The organism is Capnocytophaga cynodegmi (assembly GCF_002302475.1).
In the GTDB taxonomy this organism is placed as follows: domain Bacteria; phylum Bacteroidota; class Bacteroidia; order Flavobacteriales; family Flavobacteriaceae; genus Capnocytophaga; species Capnocytophaga cynodegmi.
The window spans coordinates 2,487,800-2,503,764 of record NZ_CP022378.1 but is presented as its reverse complement, the minus strand read 5'-3'; the positions used below and the strand labels follow the sequence as shown (position 1 = coordinate 2,503,764).

Sequence of the window (15,965 nt, the reverse complement as noted above, 5' to 3'; positions counted from 1 at the left end):
GTTTTAATTATTTGTTTTCTTTCAAAATGGCTGATAATCGACTGAGGGTTTCTTCCTTGCCAATAACTTCCATAATATCAAATATGTGTACACCTTTCATCTCACCCACCAAAGCTAAACGAAGTGGAGGCATCACCTGTCCAAATCCGTAACCCTTTTCAGAGATGTATTTTTTGACATTTTCTTCTAAAACTGAAGAAGAAAAGTCCGTTGTATGATTTATGATTTCAGCTACTTCGGAAAGAATTACATTTGTATCCTCTTTCCATTGTTTTTTCAAGGCCTTTTCATCATATTTTTCGGGTTTTTGGAAAAAATAATTCCCTAATTCCCAAAAATCAGAAACAAAAGTTGCCCTTTCTTTAATTAATGCAACTACTTTTTCTATTATTTCGATTGATCTTGAAATATTCTTTTCAGAAAGAATTTTTTCAAATTCACAAGCTAACTCAATATTTGATTTTTTCTGCAAATATTGATGATTAAACCACTGAGCTTTTTCGATATTAAATCTCGCACCTGCTTTATGAACCCGCTCTAAATCAAATAATTCAGTAAGTTGTTGCAATGAAAAAATTTCTTCATCATTACCAGGATTCCAACCTAAAAGTGCTAAAAAGTTAACCAAAGCTTCTGGAAAATATCCTTCTCCTCTAAATCCCTTTAGCATTCCATTCTCTTCCTGCCAATCCATTGGAAAAACGGGAAAGCCTAATTTTATTCCGTCACGTTTACTCAACTTTCCATTTCCTACAGGCTTCAAAATCAATGGCAAATGTGCAAACTGTGGAGCTTCCCATCCAAAAGCACGATATAACAAAACGTGCAACGGCATTGATGGCAACCATTCTTCACCGCGAATTACGTGTGAGATTTCCATCAAGTGATCATCAACAATATTGGCTAAGTGATACGTTGGCATTCCATCACTTTTGAATAAAACCTTATCATCTAACGTTTTGGTATCAACAGTTACTTCACCACGAATCAAGTCATTCATTTTCAACACTTCATCGTGGGGCATTTTAAATCGAATTACGAACTCCTCTCCCCTTTCGATTCGCTTCTGAACTTCCTCTTTGGTGAGGGCTAACGAATTTTTTAATTGCTGTCGATTACTCCAATTATAAATGAATGTTTTATCTTCTGCTTCATACTTTTTTCTGTAATCATCAAGCTCCTCTGCTGTATCAAACGCATAGTATGCCCAACCTTTTTCAAGAAGTTCATCGGCATATTTTTTGTAGATTTCTTTACGTTCACTTTGGCGATACGGAGCGTGTTTTCCCTCTTTTCCAACACCTTCATCATACGGAATTCCACACCAATTTAGTGAATCAATGATGTATTTTTCAGCACCTTCCACATACCGATTTTGGTCAGTATCTTCTATACGAAGTAAAAACTCCCCTCCGTGTTTTTTAGCGAATAAATAGTTGAATAAAGCGGTACGCACTCCGCCTATATGTAATGCTCCTGTTGGGCTTGGAGCAAATCGAACTCTTACCATAATTTGTATCTTAGTGGTTAGTAATTATCTTTACAATCTTCAGTTTAATTACAATGATTTCAAATCCTTAATTACTTTGAATGCTACATCTACTTGATATTCAGGAACAATAATAGTAAACTCATTCGCAGTGGAAATCACTTCATTCATTGAAACCCCCTCCCAAGCCAATCTCTGAAATATAAAATAATAAATACCTGGTACAGAGACATTTTCCTCAGGAAGCTTTACACTTATTGAACCCAAATTTGTGAATTTATGCAGACACTTTTCATTCCTGAAAACTTCTTCAACAGTTGCCTCTATGGAGTTACTAACAATCAAACTGGTTTCATTTACTCCTCTTGATGTTGTATAAAAGATATCCTTAGAATTTTGAATTTTTTTCAGTAGTTCAGCTTGGCTATTTAAAATTGTTTCGGACACCAGAAAAGTATAATCCGTTAAATTAGAACGAACTATAATCTCTCCGATATTTTTCAAAACCTTGACAATACGATGAGTTGAACGAAACTCCATATCGGTAGACAAACGTTTCAAAGCCATTACAATTGCTCCATTACGCACCTCTCGGTTTGTTGTATCATTTTGAATTTCTTTACGAATGATACGTGCAAGAGAAGTCAAATTTATAATCCCCTGTGAGAGTGCTGTTTGCAAAAAGGGCTTTGATTTAATATAATTTTCAACGGCAGACGATACTGTTTTCATCAGATTATTTTCTAAAAAGATTATTTTTGTTACAAAAGTACAATAAAAAATAATTTTGTAACAATAATTTTATTTTTTTATTTTCTTTAACTTTCAAAAAGAATAAAAAGCATCTTCTATGTAATTGATAGTAAATTCAAAACTATTTTTAACAATTGAAATAATATCAAACTGAACTTCTAAGTTCAAATCTTTTTTTTCAACATAATGATTTGCAGCCCTTACTATCAGGTCAATTTTTTGTTTGTTAACAAAACTTTCTGGCTCTCCATAAGCTGTTGAAGTTCGGGCTTTTACTTCAGTTATATGCAAGATATTGCCTTTTTGCGAAATGATATCAATTTCGGCGTGTCCGAATATAAAATTACGTTCCAAAATTTGATGCCCGTTCTCTACCAAAAAATTTGCCGCAATTTGTTCGGCTTCTTTACCAAATTCATTATGAATTGCCATAGTTATACGATTTTATAACTTCTTAAAACACTATCAAATAAAAACTTAAAATCCGTGAAATGACAAAACACTCACGGATTTCTTTCAAAATTATAATTAAAATTTTCTATCCAATTACTTTTTTACCTCTTTAGGTGCATTCAATTTTCTTGACATTTCCATAGAAATAGCAGAACGCTCAAATTTTATTTTACCAGCAAGAGTTTCTATAACGCAACTATCATCTGTAAGCTCAACTATACGTCCGTGCATACCACTCTTAGTTATTACATTATCTCCTTTTTTCATTTCTTGAACGAAGTTTTTTTCTTGCTTTTGTCGTTTCATCTGCGGACGAATCATAAGAAAATAAATTACCGCAAACATCAATATAATCGGTCCGAATTGATTAAGTATTGCCATTGTTGTTATTAATTTAAAATTATTTTTATATCTATTTTTTTGAAATTTTTTAGAGTAGTCCTCTACCTATTTTATTAAGTTCTTTCTTTTCTTGAAATTCCTTAGATAAATTATCAAGAATTCCATTAATAAAAATACTACTTTTTTCTGTTGAATACTCCTTGGCTATCTCAAGATACTCATTTAGAGTTACTTTTACAGGAATTGTTGGGAATTTCAAAAACTCACAAATAGCCATTTTTATGATTATATTATCTAACACAGCTATACGATCTTTATCCCAATTAAGTGTTTTTTCGTTTACGTAGCTTTGTAACTTTTCGTCATTTAATGTTACCTTTTTCAGAAGGTCAGTTGCAAATAGTTTATCATCATCATTTTTGAAAAGTTTTGGCACAAAGTACTTTTCGTTACTATCTGATCTCAAATTCTTCAATAATTTTAAAATAAATGTATTAACTATTGAAAAATCATCTATCCAAGTTAAGTTAAATCCTTCTATATAATCGTAAATCTTATCGTCAGGAGCGATTATTCCCTTAAAAATATCAACAACAAAATCCTTATCTATGTCAAAATCAGATTTCTTTTCAGATGCATATCTTTTGTATATATCACTATCTATAATTTTTTTATAAATAATTTTAACATACTCGCTATCCAAATCCCAGCAATTCATTTGAGCGTTGTTAATTGCATCTTGCAACATTTCATTTTTTGAAATGAGATTAAAAACCTGATTATCAACTATTTTTTTATTCAGATTCTTATCTTGTGTTGTTGCTAAATATTTCTTCTGTGCAACTTCGAATTGCGTAACAGCCATATTGTGAAGCTCTTTCAGAAGAGAAAAGGTTAACAAGTAAAGTTTGAATGTATCGCTTGTGCTATTTTGTAAAAATTTTAATTCTTTGTCCAAGCTCTGACTTTGACTTTGTGTCATTGCATAAATGGACTGCATCACCTTCACTCTGATATGTCTTCGTGTTAACATAAACTTAAGAACTATGAAAATATGGTTTTGATTATCAGTATTATTTTTCTGGTGCAAAAGTAGAAAAATAAAACAAAAAAACAAACTCTAAGTTGATTTTGAGAATATGAAAAAAAAAGACCACAAAAACGCTTTACAATTGAAATATATTGATATTTTTGCACCAAAAAATAACAAATGAATACATCTCGGAAAAGTATGGAAAAAAATAAAAGTCGTAGTATTAAATACCTGAAGTCTTTTTACATCAAGGATTATTTAACAATCATTTTAGGATTAGCCCTTTTTACTATTGGATTAACTGGATTTATCCTTCCAAACAGAATTGTAACTGGCGGACTTTCAGGAGTTTCCATTATTGTTAAATATGTAACTGACATTGAAATATGGAAAACAAGTTTGGTGGTAAATATCGTTTTATTAGCAATCGCTTTCCGTGCTGTGAACCGCCAATACGTTATTCGAACACTATTGGGAATAGGTTTATTATCACTGATGCTGAGTTTCGGGGAATCTTACTTACAACCATATTTCTCTGAAAACCCACCAGTTAGAGATGGATTTCTTTCTGCAATTGTAGGAGGACTTTTTTGCGGTACAGGTCTGGGATTGGTCTTCTCGGTAAATGGAAGTACGGGAGGAACCGACATCATAGGTGCTTTAGTAACAAAGTATTATCGCATTAGTCTTGCTCGTATTTTATTAATCGTTGATGTTCTGATAGTTGTATCATCATATTTCATTTTAGATGGTGATAAAGAAACTTTAGAAAGAACTATTTATGGATTAATTCTCTTGCCTTTGATGTGGCAAATGGTTGAAATTGTTATAAATGGAGCTCGTCAATCGGTTCAGTTATTCATTTTCTCAAAACATTATGACGAAATTGCCACCCACATTAACACGGAAATAAAACGTGGTTGCACAGTAATTGATGGTCTTGGTTGGTATTCTCAAACGCCTCAGAAAGTGGTAATTGTAATTGCACGACGAACCGAAGCTACTTCCATTTTTCGATTAGTAGGAAGCATTGACCCTGAAGCTTTTGTAACCAAAGCGACTGTGATGGGCGTTTACGGAAAAGGATTTGACAAGCTTAATTAATTGAAATATAAACAGTGTTTTTTGTCCGTAGTTTTTTACAAATATTCTAAGCTACGGACTTTTTTATTTTTGCTCTTCGCTTTTCCATTTTTTTATATTACCTTTGCCCGTATTCATTAATTTTTAGAACTCAAAATTTTATGGCAACAATCACATTAAAAGGTGACACTATCCATACGGAAGGAGAGCTACCAAAGGTAGGTAATGTATCACCTAATTTTACAGCTGTTTCAACAGAATTAGCAGAAGTCTCTTTAAACAATTTTAAAGGAGAAAGAGTTGTTTTGAATATTTTTCCAAGCATCGACACGGGAGTTTGTGCTGCCTCTGTTCGCAGATTCCACAAAGAACTAAGTAACCTAAAAAATGTAAAAATACTTTGTATTTCAAAGGATTTGCCTTTTGCATTAAACCGCTTTTGTGGTGCAGAAGGTATTGATAACTTAGTAATGCTTTCTGATTTCAGAGGAGATTTTGGAAATAATTATGGTGTTACAATTATTGACGGACCTTTAAAAGGCCTACTTTCTCGCTCCATAATCGTTTTAGATGAAGAAGGAAATGTTACTTATACTGAACAAGTAAGTGAAACAGCTAACGAACCTGACTATGAGGCTGCATTAGCAAAACTGAAATAATACAATATTTTAAAATCAATAAATTGAGGGTGAAAGAAAATTCATTCTCAATTTTTTCATTTCTATTTTCAATTTCATATAAATGGGACAAAAAAAGCAAAAGCAAACGGATAAAAAACCTAAAAATCAGTCTGATAAATCAAAACAACGAAAATTAATTTTTGGAATTGTTCTGATCGGTATTTCCCTTTTCTTAATCATCACATTTGTGTCCTATTTTTTTACTTGGCAAACCGACCAGAGTATTTGGTCTGAAGTTGGCAATCGGCAGGAGAAAGCAAACAATCTTACCAGCAAAATAGGTGCTTATTTAGGGTATATTTTCATCTATAAAGGTTTTGGTCTGGCTACGCTTATTCCTATAAGTTTACTGTTTCTTTCAGGACTAAAAATCACTTTCAACTTAAAAATCCCTATGCTGAACCGATGGTTTTGGGGAGCTCTATGGACTATTTTTATCGCTACGTTTTTAGGTTTCTTTTCAGGAAAAGCAAGTATTCTTGGAGGTGTTTCAGGATTTGAAATCAATCATTTTCTTCAAGATTATTTGGGACGTTTTGGCACGATATTACTTCTACTATTATTTTTAACTTTATACATTGTTTTCAAAGCTAACCTTACACCAGAAAAAGTTAGTGCTATTTTTTCTGATATATTTTCAAAATTTAAAAGAGATAAAATAACACACGATGTAGAAAATTCAATCAAAAATACTGATAATAAAGAAGATAACGAAATCAATAAAAATAGTATTCTCACAAAAGAAAAAGAAGCTGAAAAATTAGATGTTTTCACTCATAAAAAGGAAATTCCTTTTCTTGATAATATCGAAAATGAAAAACCACAAGAGCTTGAAATTGAAAATGATTTCTTCATCACAAATATAAAAGAACCTGATTTTGAGGTAGAAAAACCAAAAACAGAGGAAATTGATCCAGAATTGTTAGCTCAAAAATTAGTAGAAAATTATGGAGAATATGACCCTCGTTTGGACTTAAGTGAATATAAATTCCCTTCAATTGAATTATTAATTGAGCCAAAAGATAACGGAATCATCATCAATCAAGAAGAATTAGAGGAGAATAAAAACACTATCGTTCAAACACTTAAGGATTATAAAATTGAAATTTCACAAATAAAAGCTACCATTGGTCCTACCGTTACGCTTTATGAAATTGTTCCCGCTGCAGGTATCCGTATTTCAAAAATCAAAAATTTGGAAGATGATATCGCTCTTTCATTAGCTGCATTAGGAATTCGTATCATTGCTCCCATTCCAGGAAAGGGAACTATTGGTATTGAAGTTCCTAACAAAAAACCTACGACGGTTTTTATGCGTTCGATGATTACTTCTCCAAAGTTTCAACACGCTGAGATGGAGCTTCCTGTGGCTTTCGGAAAAACAATCAGTAATGAAACTTTTGTTGCCGATTTAACCAAAATGCCACACCTTTTGATGGCTGGTGCTACTGGACAAGGAAAATCAGTTGGTTTGAACGTGGTACTTACATCATTACTCTATAAAAAACACCCAGCCGAAGTAAAGTTTGTACTTGTTGACCCTAAAAAAGTAGAACTTACACTTTTCAACAAAATCGAACGTCATTTTTTAGCAAAATTACCCGATAGTGAAGATGCTATAATTACTGACAATAAAAAAGTAGTCAATACGTTGAATTCTCTTTGTATCGAAATGGATAACCGATATGAACTTCTGAAAAATGCAATGGTTCGTAATATCAAAGAATACAATGCCAAATTCAAAGCTCGACAATTAAACCCGAATGAAGGGCATCGTTTCTTGCCATACATTGTACTGGTTGTCGATGAATTTGCTGACCTTATTATGACTGCTGGAAAAGAAGTTGAACTACCCATTGCCCGTTTAGCCCAATTAGCCCGAGCCATTGGTATTCACTTAATTATAGCTACTCAACGTCCGTCCGTAAACGTTATTACGGGTATTATCAAGGCAAACTTCCCCGCAAGGATTGCTTTTCGTGTAACCTCAAAAATTGATTCTAAAACTATTTTAGATGGTTCTGGTGCAGAACAACTTATAGGTAGAGGTGATATGCTTTACACACAAGGTAACGAGCCTATTCGTATTCAATGTGCCTTTGTTGATACTCCTGAAATAAATCATATAACGGAATATATTGGAGCTCAGAAAGCGTATGCAGATGCTTATTTATTGCCTGAATATGTTGGAGGCGAGAGCGAAGTTTCTGATTTAGATTTTGATCCATCAGACAGAGACCCACTCTTTAGGGAAGCAGCCGAGATCATCATCAATGCACAACAAGGTTCTGCTTCACTTCTGCAACGTAAATTAAAACTGGGATACAATCGTGCAGGACGACTCATTGACCAATTAGAACACGCAGGAATTGTAGGTCCGTTTGAAGGAAGTAAAGCAAGACAAGTTTTAATACAAGATATCACATCCTTAGACAGACTTTTGGAAGGAATGTAGTCTTTTTAATTGTAAATTAATAAATTAAGTTTTTTGGAACAATTATTGATATAACAAATACAACATCAAAAAAATAAATTGAAATGAAAAAAATATTTTTAGTATTTATCGCATTATGTGGATTTTTTGCAAACGGACAAAATAGCGATAGAGCCAAAAAAATGTTAGACGAAGTTTATAGCAAAATCACAAGTTACGAAAATATTTACATTGATTTTAAGTATAATTTGGACAATATGGCTGAAAACATTAGTCAAGAAACAAAGGGAAATGTCACTTTGGCCAAAAACAAATATGTTTTAAACTATTTGGGCTCCACAAGAATATATGACGGAAACAAAACGTACACAATAGTTCCTGAAAATGAAGAAGTTGTTATAGAAACAACATCTAATGAAGATGATGCTGCTATCACGCCTTCAAAAATGCTGACTTTTTATAAAAAAGGATATAATTACAAATGGGATATTGAGCAAAATGTACGTGGAAGAAAAATTCAATACATTGAGTTAAAACCTCAAAAAACAAATTCTGAAATAAAACAAATCTTATTAGGAATTGATGTACAAACAAAACACATCTATAACCTGATTGAAATTGGAAAAAATGGAACAAAAACAACCATTACCGTAACAAGTTTTAAAACCAATCAGCCTGTTCCTGCTAATCTTTTCAAATTTGACAAAGAAAAATATAAAAAGGAAGGGTATTATATTTCAGAATTGTAGAATTCTTGGCTTTCTGAAAATTCAAATTGAAAGTGCTTTTCAGTAAAACATTGAATAAATATCGAATTTGAGAATTGTAAAACGCAAACTTTGAAAATTTTAGATAGATATATATTGATGCAGTTCCTAAAAAATTTTTTGGGAACTCTTTCCATTTTAATTCTTATTTTTATTTTCCAAACTATCTGGACCTACATTGATGAACTTGCCGGGCGTGGTTTGGAATTATGGGTGATTGGTAAGTTCTTACTGCTTTTCATTCCACAATTGATTCCCATTATTTTGCCGTTGGCCGTTGTTGTTTCCTCGATAATGACCTTCGGTGCTTTTGCTGAGCATTACGAGTTTGCAGCAATGAAGGCCTCTGGAATTTCATTGATGAGGATAATGCGTCCTTTAATCATTCTGATGGTAATTTTAAGTGGGATTACTTTTTTCTTGGTAAATAACGTTATTCCTGTGGCTTATCGAGAAGCGTACACATTACGAAGAAACATTGCCAAAGTAAAACCTGCTATGGCTATTCCCGAAGGAATTTTCTCAAATATTGGTGATGATATAAGCATAAAAGTTAACAATAAACACGGCGAGAATGACGAATTCCTTGAAAAAGTTATCATACATAAAAAGACTCCAGATAAAGTTAACAGAGTGGTTATCAATGCAGAAAAAGGAGAATTAAAAAGCGGAAACAATAATGATTTTCTTCAATTAATTCTTGAAGATGGTACCTATTATGAGGATATCAAAGCAAGAAATTATGCACAACAAGAAAGATTTCCGTTTGCTAAAGTTCACTTCAAAAAATATATTATCAACCTTGACCTTTCTCATCTGAATAATGTAGATTTTAACGAAAAATCAGATATAACAACCTATAAAATGATGAATGTAGGTCAGTTAAACTATGCGATTGATTCTTTAAAAACAGACTTCAAACAAAATTTAACTGATCAAGGAAATAGTATGTTCCGCCGTACTGGAATTTTAAATCTGAGTACAACAGCAGAAAACAAAAACTCTGAAAACAAAGAAAAACTTGATGTAAAATCAATTGATGATTTAACTAATCTCCTTGATGATTACAAAAAAATTCAAGTATGGGATGTTGCTATTAGTAACAATAAAAGTCAGTTTGATAACCTCGAATTTCGACAAAGCGAAGTGGAATATCGTTACAAGCTTATGAATCTGCACATTATTATTCTTAATGATAAATTTGCTCTTACTGTAGCTTGTTTTGTACTATTTTTTGTGGCAGCTCCTTTGGGTGCTTTGATTCGTAAAGGAGGAATTGGTTTGCCTTTGGTTGTGGCAATGTTTCTCTTTCTGTCATATCATTTTATCGGTATGTTCATCAAGAATATTGCAGAAAACAATACCATAAGCCCTGTACTTGCCCCGTGGATTTCTACTTTGGCTATGTTACCTTTAGGATTTTACCTAACTTCACGCGTGGCAACAGATAAGCCTATTTTCCAATTTGAACGAATTAGTCGTTTATTTAACAAATTGAAAAAGAAAAAATAAACTTTTCCCAAAAACAAATGAAATATTACATTATTGCAGGTGAAGCTTCTGGTGATTTACACGGAGCCAGTTTGATGAAATCCATCATAAAAAAAGACCCAAAAGCAGAGTTTCGTTTCTGGGGTGGTGACAAAATGCAACAAGTCGGCGGAAAGATTGTTAAACACTATCGTGATTTGGCCTTTATGGGGTTTTGGGAAGTTGTTACCAATCTAAAAACCATTTTGAACAATATTCATTTCTGCAAAAAAGACATTACTGACTATCAACCAGATGTATTAATTTTCATTGATTATCCTGGTTTTAATATGCGAATTGCAAAGTGGGCTAAACAGCAGAAAATCCAAACAGACTACTATATTTCACCACAAATTTGGGCTTGGAAAGAAAATCGCATCAAAGCAATAAAACATGATATTGATAATATGTACGTTATTTTACCTTTTGAAAAGGATTTTTACGAAAAGAAACATCAGTTTCCTGTGCATTTTGTGGGGCACCCCTTGCTCGATGCTATCACACAATATGAAAAGGTAGATGAAATCACTTTCAAGCAAGAAAATGGATTAGACAGTCGCCCTGTCATCGCTCTTTTACCAGGTAGTCGAAAACAAGAAATTTCAAAAATGCTTTCCATTATGACTTCTATTACAGAAAGTTATAATAAATATCAGTTTGTAATAGCTGGAGCACCTTCTCAGGAATTATCAATTTACAAACAATTCCTTGATAAGGAAAATGTCCGTTTTGTAAGTGGAAAAACCTATGAATTACTATCTATATCAACCGCCGCAATAGTAACCAGTGGCACGGCAACGTTGGAAACTGCTCTTTTTAACGTTCCTGAAGTGGTTTGTTACAAAGGAAATTGGCTATCTTATCAAATCGCTAAACGCATTATTAATCTGAAATACATATCATTAGTAAATCTAATAATGGATAAGCCAGTTGTTACAGAACTAATTCAAAATGAATTCAATAAAGCTAATTTAAAAATTGAATTGAATAAAATTTTGGATAAAAATAACAGAGAGAGAATGCTGAAAGATTATAGTGAATTACGAAAAAAACTCGGAGGTTCAGGTGCTAGTGACCGTACCGCCGAGTTAATTATTAATTCTGTTAGTTACAAATAACTTTTTCGAAAAAATTAATTATTTCTCACTCAATATTTTAATAAAATCATCAATTATATTGTTTCCTTTATCTTGGTTGTACCATTTTTGTAATTCTTCTTTAAATTCTGTAGATAATTTTCCGTGTTCAGCTTTGTAATCTTCTACCATTTTAGTAGCAATTGACGGACGGGAACCCCACGAAGCTAACACATTATCCTCCAAATCTAAAATTACAACAATTGGAATTGCTTTTCCTCCATTAGTGAGAAATAAATTCATAAGTTCCTCATTTTCATCTCTGAAAACTAATTTTACCGTAATTTTAGGATTCAATTCTGCTATTTTGTTAATAACAGGAACTATCTGAGCGGCATCTCCACACCAAGTTTCTGTAATTATAAGAAAAGTAACACTTTTTGAATAATTCTTAAAAAAATCAGCCTTTTCTTCTGATATTTTTATAGTTTTATCCAATCTTTTATAGCGTTTCTCATTAAGTGCTGTGTAGTCGATGAGTGCTTGCGTTTGTTCTGGACCACTGGTTTTGCCCTCTTCTACCATCTTATCAATCATATTCCGATAAGTGGTGTAAGATATGCTATTCAACAAACTTTTTTGAATAATTTGCTTTTTCTCCATATGAAATTAATTTTTTAGCAAAGGTAAGAAATATTCTATCTATTTAATAATTTTCTATTTTCTTGTTGTAATGACTGAATTTGATTTAATAATCTGTTTATAATTTCCAGACCTGGCATATTCACTTCCAAATCGTAATACCAATTAGTAAATCGTTCAAAATTAGGCAATTGTTCATAGTTTAGATAAATAACCTCATCAATCATTTCAGTTTGAATTAATCCACAAGCTTCCAATTCATCGAAAAAAGTAACTTCAATGTTGTATATCCTAATAATTTCTTCTCTTGAAATTCTCCCTTCCATAATTTACGAATTTTTAAGTTGTTCAAATAAATCTTTTTGCTTATCTGTCAAGTTTTTAGGTAGCTGAACTTCATATGTGATAAACAAATCTCCAAACTCTCCTTCTTTCTTATAAATAGGATAACCTTTTCCTTTCAAACGCACAGTTGCTCCATTCTGAGTTTCGGGTTGTACTTTTAGTTTTACTTTTCCTTCCAAAGTTTCCACCTCAATTTCTCCGCCTAATATTGCGGTATACAAATCTATCAAAACTTTGGTTTTCAAATCATTATTTACACGTTCAAATTGAGTATCAGGCTGAATATTAAATGTTATGTACAAATCTCCACTAGGTCCTCCATTGAATCCCTTACTACCATAACCTTTCAACTTTATTTGCTGACCATCGTAAACCCCAGCTGGTATGGTTATACGAATATTTCTCCCGTTGACAGAAAACATCTTTTGTTGTTTTTTCGCTGCCTCCCTGAAAGAAAGCGACATTTCAGCATAAACATCTTGCCCTTTAAATTTACCCGAAGCACGGCTATAGGAACTTTCTCCGAAACCTGCCCCTCCAAACATATCTCTGAAGAAGTCGGAATAATCAGATGCATTTTCATAATCCGATTCGTCAAAACCAGTTCTTGAATAATGACGTTTCGCACTTTCGTACTCTTCTCCGTGTTTCCAATTCTCCCCATATTTGTCGTACTTTGCCCGACTTTCTGGATTGCTGAGAACCTCGTTAGCTTCGTTAATTTCTTTAAATTTTTGTTCTGAAACTTTATCACCAGGATTCATATCTGGGTGAAATTTTCTGGCTAGTTTTCTATACGCCTTTTTTATTTCTTCAGAAGTTGCTGTTCTTTCAACTCCCAAAACTTTATAGTAGTCTACATATACCATATAAAAAAAATTAGCAGTGTCGCCACAAATATAAAACAATAAAAACAGAAAGACAAAAAATTAAGGCTATCTTAAAAAAAGATAGCCTTAAACAAAAGTTGCGGTATATGCCAAACTCTATTATTTTTTCAATAAATCTCTGATTTCTGCAAGTAATTCCTCTTGTGTAGGTCCTGCTGGAGCTGCCGGAGCTGCTTCCTCTTTTTTCTTCATTTTATTAATTCCTTTAATCATCACAAACAATATGAAAGCAATGAAAATAAAGTTAATAACAGCTGCTAAAAACTTACCATAAGATACTCCATTCCAAACGAGTTCTTCTAATTTATTTGCTCCTGCGGCTTCCAAAGCTGGAGTTAGTAACAATGGTGTAATCACATCTGATACCAATGAATTAACGATTGCACCAAAAGCTCCTCCGATGATAACACCGACAGCCAAGTCAATAACATTTCCTCTTACTGCAAATTCTTTAAATTCTTTTAAAAATCCCATAACTACTTGATTTTTTGTTTTAAAATTATTTTAATTTAATCTTCGGGACAAATGTAATTAGAAAACAAATATAAAAAAAACAAAATTGCAATTTTTAATAAAACTTTAATAATTTTGAAGTATGAATAGATAAATAATATTAAATCTAATTTCCTTTGTAAAAGTTTATTTCCTTTAAAACGTCCAACACATCACACTGATAATCAAACCATTTAATATTTTGATTTTTACCAAACCAAGTATATTGTCGTTTGGCAAAACGCCGAGTATTTTTCTTGATTTCCTCTATTGCAAAATCCAACGAATATTTTCCTTCAAAAAAATCGAATAGCTCTTTATAACCAACTGTTTGTAAAGCATTTAAATTTTTATAAGGAATTAGTTGTTGAACTTCACGGAGTAAGCCTTTCTCCAACATTTGTTCAACTCGCATATTAATTCGCTGATAAACAATATTCCTATCAGCAGTAAGCCCAATTTCTATATTTGAAAAATTTCTTATTACTTGTTTTTTATTCAGAAAAGAAGAGTATGGTTTCCCACTTACCAAACAGACTTCCAAAGCCCGAATTAATCGTTGCGGATTTTGTGTGTCCATTCGGGAATATTGCTCAAAATCTAATTTTTTTAATTTTTGTTGCAAAAATTCTATTCCATTTTGAAGATATTTCTGTTTTAATTCCTCTCGGACTTCCTCTGGAACCTCAGGAAATTCATCAAGTCCTTTTATAACTGCATCGGCATAAAGCCCACTTCCTCCCACCATTATCACAACTCTCTTATTTTCAAAGAGTTCATCAAGAAGTCTGATAGCATCACGCTCAAAATCTCCTACAGAATAAGGCTCGAAAATACTTTTATGTTGAATGAAATGATGTTTTACAGCGTCCAATTCAGTCAATTCTGGAACAGCTGTACCAATTTTCATTTCTTTAAAAAACTGACGAGAATCACACGAAATAATCTCTGTATCAAATTGTTTTGCTAATTCTATTGCTAAAGATGTTTTACCAATAGCAGTGGGTCCGACAATGGTTATCAACAAATTATCACATTCTTTCATCATCTTTTTCTCTTCCTAGCAATACCCCACATTTGCAACAAAATTTAGCTCCTTGTTGATGATTTTTGTTGCTACAATTCGGACATATAATCGCATCTATATCTTGCTCTTTTTGGTATTCCTCGTCTTCTTTTATACCAATTTTTTTTGTTTTTACTCGTGAATATTCCGCTGTAACAATTCCTGTTGGAACGGCAATTATGCCATATCCCAAAACCATTACAAAGGAAGCTACCATTTGCCCGAGTGTTGTTGCTGGAGCAATATCTCCGTAACCTACTGTGGTTAAAGTTACTATACACCAATAAATACTACGAGGAATACTGGTAAATCCACTTTCCTCACTTTCTATAACATACATCAATGAACCCAAAAGAATACATATTACTAAAACAAAATAAATAAAAACCATTATTTTGGTTCGACTGGTTCGCAATGCCATTTTCAGTTCTTCTCCCTGATTCATAAAATTTGCAAGTTCCAAAATACGGAAAACACGCAACAAACGTAAGGCTCGAACCACAGAAAGGGCTTTCGAACCAGGGATAAAAAATGATAAGTACATAGGCAAAATAGAAATCAAATCAATTATTCCATAAAAACTGAATATGTACTGCAAAGGTTTTCTATTGGAAATAATTCGCAAGATGTATTCAAGTGTAAAAAAAACCGTGATAAACCATTCCAAAAACACTAAAGTTCCGTGAGCTTGATGATCAATATCCTTCACAGTTTCTAACATTACCATAATCACACTGAGGAAGATAAGTATCAACAAAACAATATCAAAAAGCTTACCCAAAGGCGTATTGGTACCATAAATAATAACGTACGCCTGTTGTTTTAAAATATCGTATTTTGATTTTATTACACCTCGCATAATTTAAGGATTTTACACTGAATACTTCATC

General features: G+C 32.5%; 17 protein-coding genes. 6 read left to right on the top strand and 11 right to left on the bottom strand.

What is annotated here, in order from left to right; all coding sequences use genetic code 11:
* Positions 1-7 precede the first annotated feature (7 nt).
* From gltX to nusB, 5 genes are all read right to left on the bottom strand, one after another.
* Positions 8-1,510, bottom strand: a complete 1,503-nt coding sequence (gene gltX / locus CGC48_RS11055; protein ID WP_098029610.1) for a glutamate--tRNA ligase — start codon at positions 1,508-1,510, stop codon at positions 8-10.
* Between the two features lie 48 nt (positions 1,511-1,558).
* Positions 1,559-2,221 carry an aspartate kinase gene (locus CGC48_RS11050; RefSeq protein WP_098029609.1) on the bottom strand — a complete coding sequence of 221 codons (663 nt, stop codon included), beginning with the start codon at positions 2,219-2,221 and terminating at the stop codon, positions 1,559-1,561.
* Between the two features lie 93 nt (positions 2,222-2,314).
* Positions 2,315-2,674: a YraN family protein gene (locus tag CGC48_RS11045; RefSeq protein ID WP_098029608.1), complete on the bottom strand. Its 360-nt coding sequence runs from the start codon at positions 2,672-2,674 to the stop codon at positions 2,315-2,317.
* 114 nt (positions 2,675-2,788) lie between these two features.
* Positions 2,789-3,076, bottom strand: a complete 288-nt coding sequence (gene yajC, locus CGC48_RS11040; protein ID WP_098029607.1) for a preprotein translocase subunit YajC — start codon at positions 3,074-3,076, stop codon at positions 2,789-2,791.
* 49 nt (positions 3,077-3,125) lie between these two features.
* Positions 3,126-4,070 carry a transcription antitermination factor NusB gene (gene nusB / locus CGC48_RS11035; RefSeq protein ID WP_098029841.1) on the bottom strand — a complete coding sequence of 315 codons (945 nt, stop codon included), beginning with the start codon at positions 4,068-4,070 and terminating at the stop codon, positions 3,126-3,128.
* 198 nt (positions 4,071-4,268) lie between these two features.
* Here nusB and CGC48_RS11030 point away from each other — a divergent pair, with 198 nt between their 5' ends.
* From CGC48_RS11030 to lpxB, 6 genes are all read left to right on the top strand, one after another.
* A complete protein-coding gene (locus CGC48_RS11030; protein ID WP_026193758.1) occupies positions 4,269-5,174 on the top strand; it encodes a YitT family protein in 906 nt (301 codons plus the stop codon).
* Between the two features lie 140 nt (positions 5,175-5,314).
* Positions 5,315-5,812 (top strand): thiol peroxidase, encoded by a 498-nt coding sequence (tpx, locus tag CGC48_RS11025; RefSeq protein WP_098029606.1) that lies wholly within the window; start codon positions 5,315-5,317, stop codon positions 5,810-5,812.
* Between the two features lie 82 nt (positions 5,813-5,894).
* Positions 5,895-8,288 carry an FtsK/SpoIIIE family DNA translocase gene (locus CGC48_RS11020; protein ID WP_098029605.1) on the top strand — a complete coding sequence of 798 codons (2,394 nt, stop codon included), beginning with the start codon at positions 5,895-5,897 and terminating at the stop codon, positions 8,286-8,288.
* 83 nt (positions 8,289-8,371) lie between these two features.
* Positions 8,372-9,016 (top strand): LolA family protein, encoded by a 645-nt coding sequence (locus CGC48_RS11015; RefSeq protein WP_098029604.1) that lies wholly within the window; start codon positions 8,372-8,374, stop codon positions 9,014-9,016.
* A gap of 90 nt (positions 9,017-9,106) precedes the next feature.
* Positions 9,107-10,546, top strand: coding sequence for an LptF/LptG family permease (locus tag CGC48_RS11010; protein WP_098029603.1), 1,440 nt, complete (start codon positions 9,107-9,109; stop codon positions 10,544-10,546).
* Positions 10,547-10,563: 17 nt separating this feature from the next.
* Entirely contained in the window at positions 10,564-11,682 is a 1,119-nt protein-coding gene (gene lpxB / locus CGC48_RS11005) for a lipid-A-disaccharide synthase (protein WP_041992543.1), read from the top strand.
* 18 nt (positions 11,683-11,700) lie between these two features.
* Here the strand turns inward: lpxB and CGC48_RS11000 are convergent, their stop codons facing one another.
* The 6 genes from CGC48_RS11000 to CGC48_RS10975 all read right to left on the bottom strand — a co-directional run bounded on the left by CGC48_RS11000 (position 11,701) and on the right by CGC48_RS10975 (position 15,934).
* Positions 11,701-12,303, bottom strand: coding sequence for a thioredoxin family protein (locus CGC48_RS11000; protein WP_041992540.1), 603 nt, complete (start codon positions 12,301-12,303; stop codon positions 11,701-11,703).
* Between the two features lie 35 nt (positions 12,304-12,338).
* Positions 12,339-12,608 carry a chaperone modulator CbpM gene (locus CGC48_RS10995; protein WP_018278569.1) on the bottom strand — a complete coding sequence of 90 codons (270 nt, stop codon included), beginning with the start codon at positions 12,606-12,608 and terminating at the stop codon, positions 12,339-12,341.
* 3 nt (positions 12,609-12,611) lie between these two features.
* Positions 12,612-13,496 carry a DnaJ C-terminal domain-containing protein gene (locus CGC48_RS10990; RefSeq protein ID WP_098029602.1) on the bottom strand — a complete coding sequence of 295 codons (885 nt, stop codon included), beginning with the start codon at positions 13,494-13,496 and terminating at the stop codon, positions 12,612-12,614.
* Between the two features lie 120 nt (positions 13,497-13,616).
* Positions 13,617-13,991: a large conductance mechanosensitive channel protein MscL gene (gene mscL, locus CGC48_RS10985; RefSeq protein ID WP_018278567.1), complete on the bottom strand. Its 375-nt coding sequence runs from the start codon at positions 13,989-13,991 to the stop codon at positions 13,617-13,619.
* Positions 13,992-14,136: 145 nt separating this feature from the next.
* Complete coding sequence (gene miaA, locus CGC48_RS10980; protein ID WP_098029601.1) at positions 14,137-15,057, bottom strand: tRNA (adenosine(37)-N6)-dimethylallyltransferase MiaA; 921 nt, start codon at positions 15,055-15,057, stop codon at positions 14,137-14,139.
* A complete protein-coding gene (locus CGC48_RS10975; protein ID WP_098029600.1) occupies positions 15,041-15,934 on the bottom strand; it encodes an ion transporter in 894 nt (297 codons plus the stop codon). The genes miaA and CGC48_RS10975 overlap by 17 nt, the downstream gene beginning before the upstream one ends.
* Between the last annotated feature and the right edge of the window lie 31 nt (positions 15,935-15,965).

Coding starts and splice junctions, on each gene's coding strand:
- gltX (WP_098029610.1), bottom strand. CDS start 1,510: ATGGTAAGAGTTCGATTTGCTCCAAGCCCAACAGGAGCATTACATATA.
- CGC48_RS11050 (WP_098029609.1), bottom strand. CDS start 2,221: ATGAAAACAGTATCGTCTGCCGTTGAAAATTATATTAAATCAAAGCCC.
- CGC48_RS11045 (WP_098029608.1), bottom strand. CDS start 2,674: ATGGCAATTCATAATGAATTTGGTAAAGAAGCCGAACAAATTGCGGCA.
- yajC (WP_098029607.1), bottom strand. CDS start 3,076: ATGGCAATACTTAATCAATTCGGACCGATTATATTGATGTTTGCGGTA.
- nusB (WP_098029841.1), bottom strand. CDS start 4,070: ATGTTAACACGAAGACATATCAGAGTGAAGGTGATGCAGTCCATTTAT.
- CGC48_RS11030 (WP_026193758.1), top strand. CDS start 4,269: ATGGAAAAAAATAAAAGTCGTAGTATTAAATACCTGAAGTCTTTTTAC.
- tpx (WP_098029606.1), top strand. CDS start 5,315: ATGGCAACAATCACATTAAAAGGTGACACTATCCATACGGAAGGAGAG.
- CGC48_RS11020 (WP_098029605.1), top strand. CDS start 5,895: ATGGGACAAAAAAAGCAAAAGCAAACGGATAAAAAACCTAAAAATCAG.
- CGC48_RS11015 (WP_098029604.1), top strand. CDS start 8,372: ATGAAAAAAATATTTTTAGTATTTATCGCATTATGTGGATTTTTTGCA.
- lpxB (WP_041992543.1), top strand. CDS start 10,564: ATGAAATATTACATTATTGCAGGTGAAGCTTCTGGTGATTTACACGGA.
- CGC48_RS11000 (WP_041992540.1), bottom strand. CDS start 12,303: ATGGAGAAAAAGCAAATTATTCAAAAAAGTTTGTTGAATAGCATATCT.
- CGC48_RS10995 (WP_018278569.1), bottom strand. CDS start 12,608: ATGGAAGGGAGAATTTCAAGAGAAGAAATTATTAGGATATACAACATT.
- CGC48_RS10990 (WP_098029602.1), bottom strand. CDS start 13,496: ATGGTATATGTAGACTACTATAAAGTTTTGGGAGTTGAAAGAACAGCA.
- mscL (WP_018278567.1), bottom strand. CDS start 13,991: ATGGGATTTTTAAAAGAATTTAAAGAATTTGCAGTAAGAGGAAATGTT.
- miaA (WP_098029601.1), bottom strand. CDS start 15,057: ATGATGAAAGAATGTGATAATTTGTTGATAACCATTGTCGGACCCACT.
- CGC48_RS10975 (WP_098029600.1), bottom strand. CDS start 15,934: ATGCGAGGTGTAATAAAATCAAAATACGATATTTTAAAACAACAGGCG.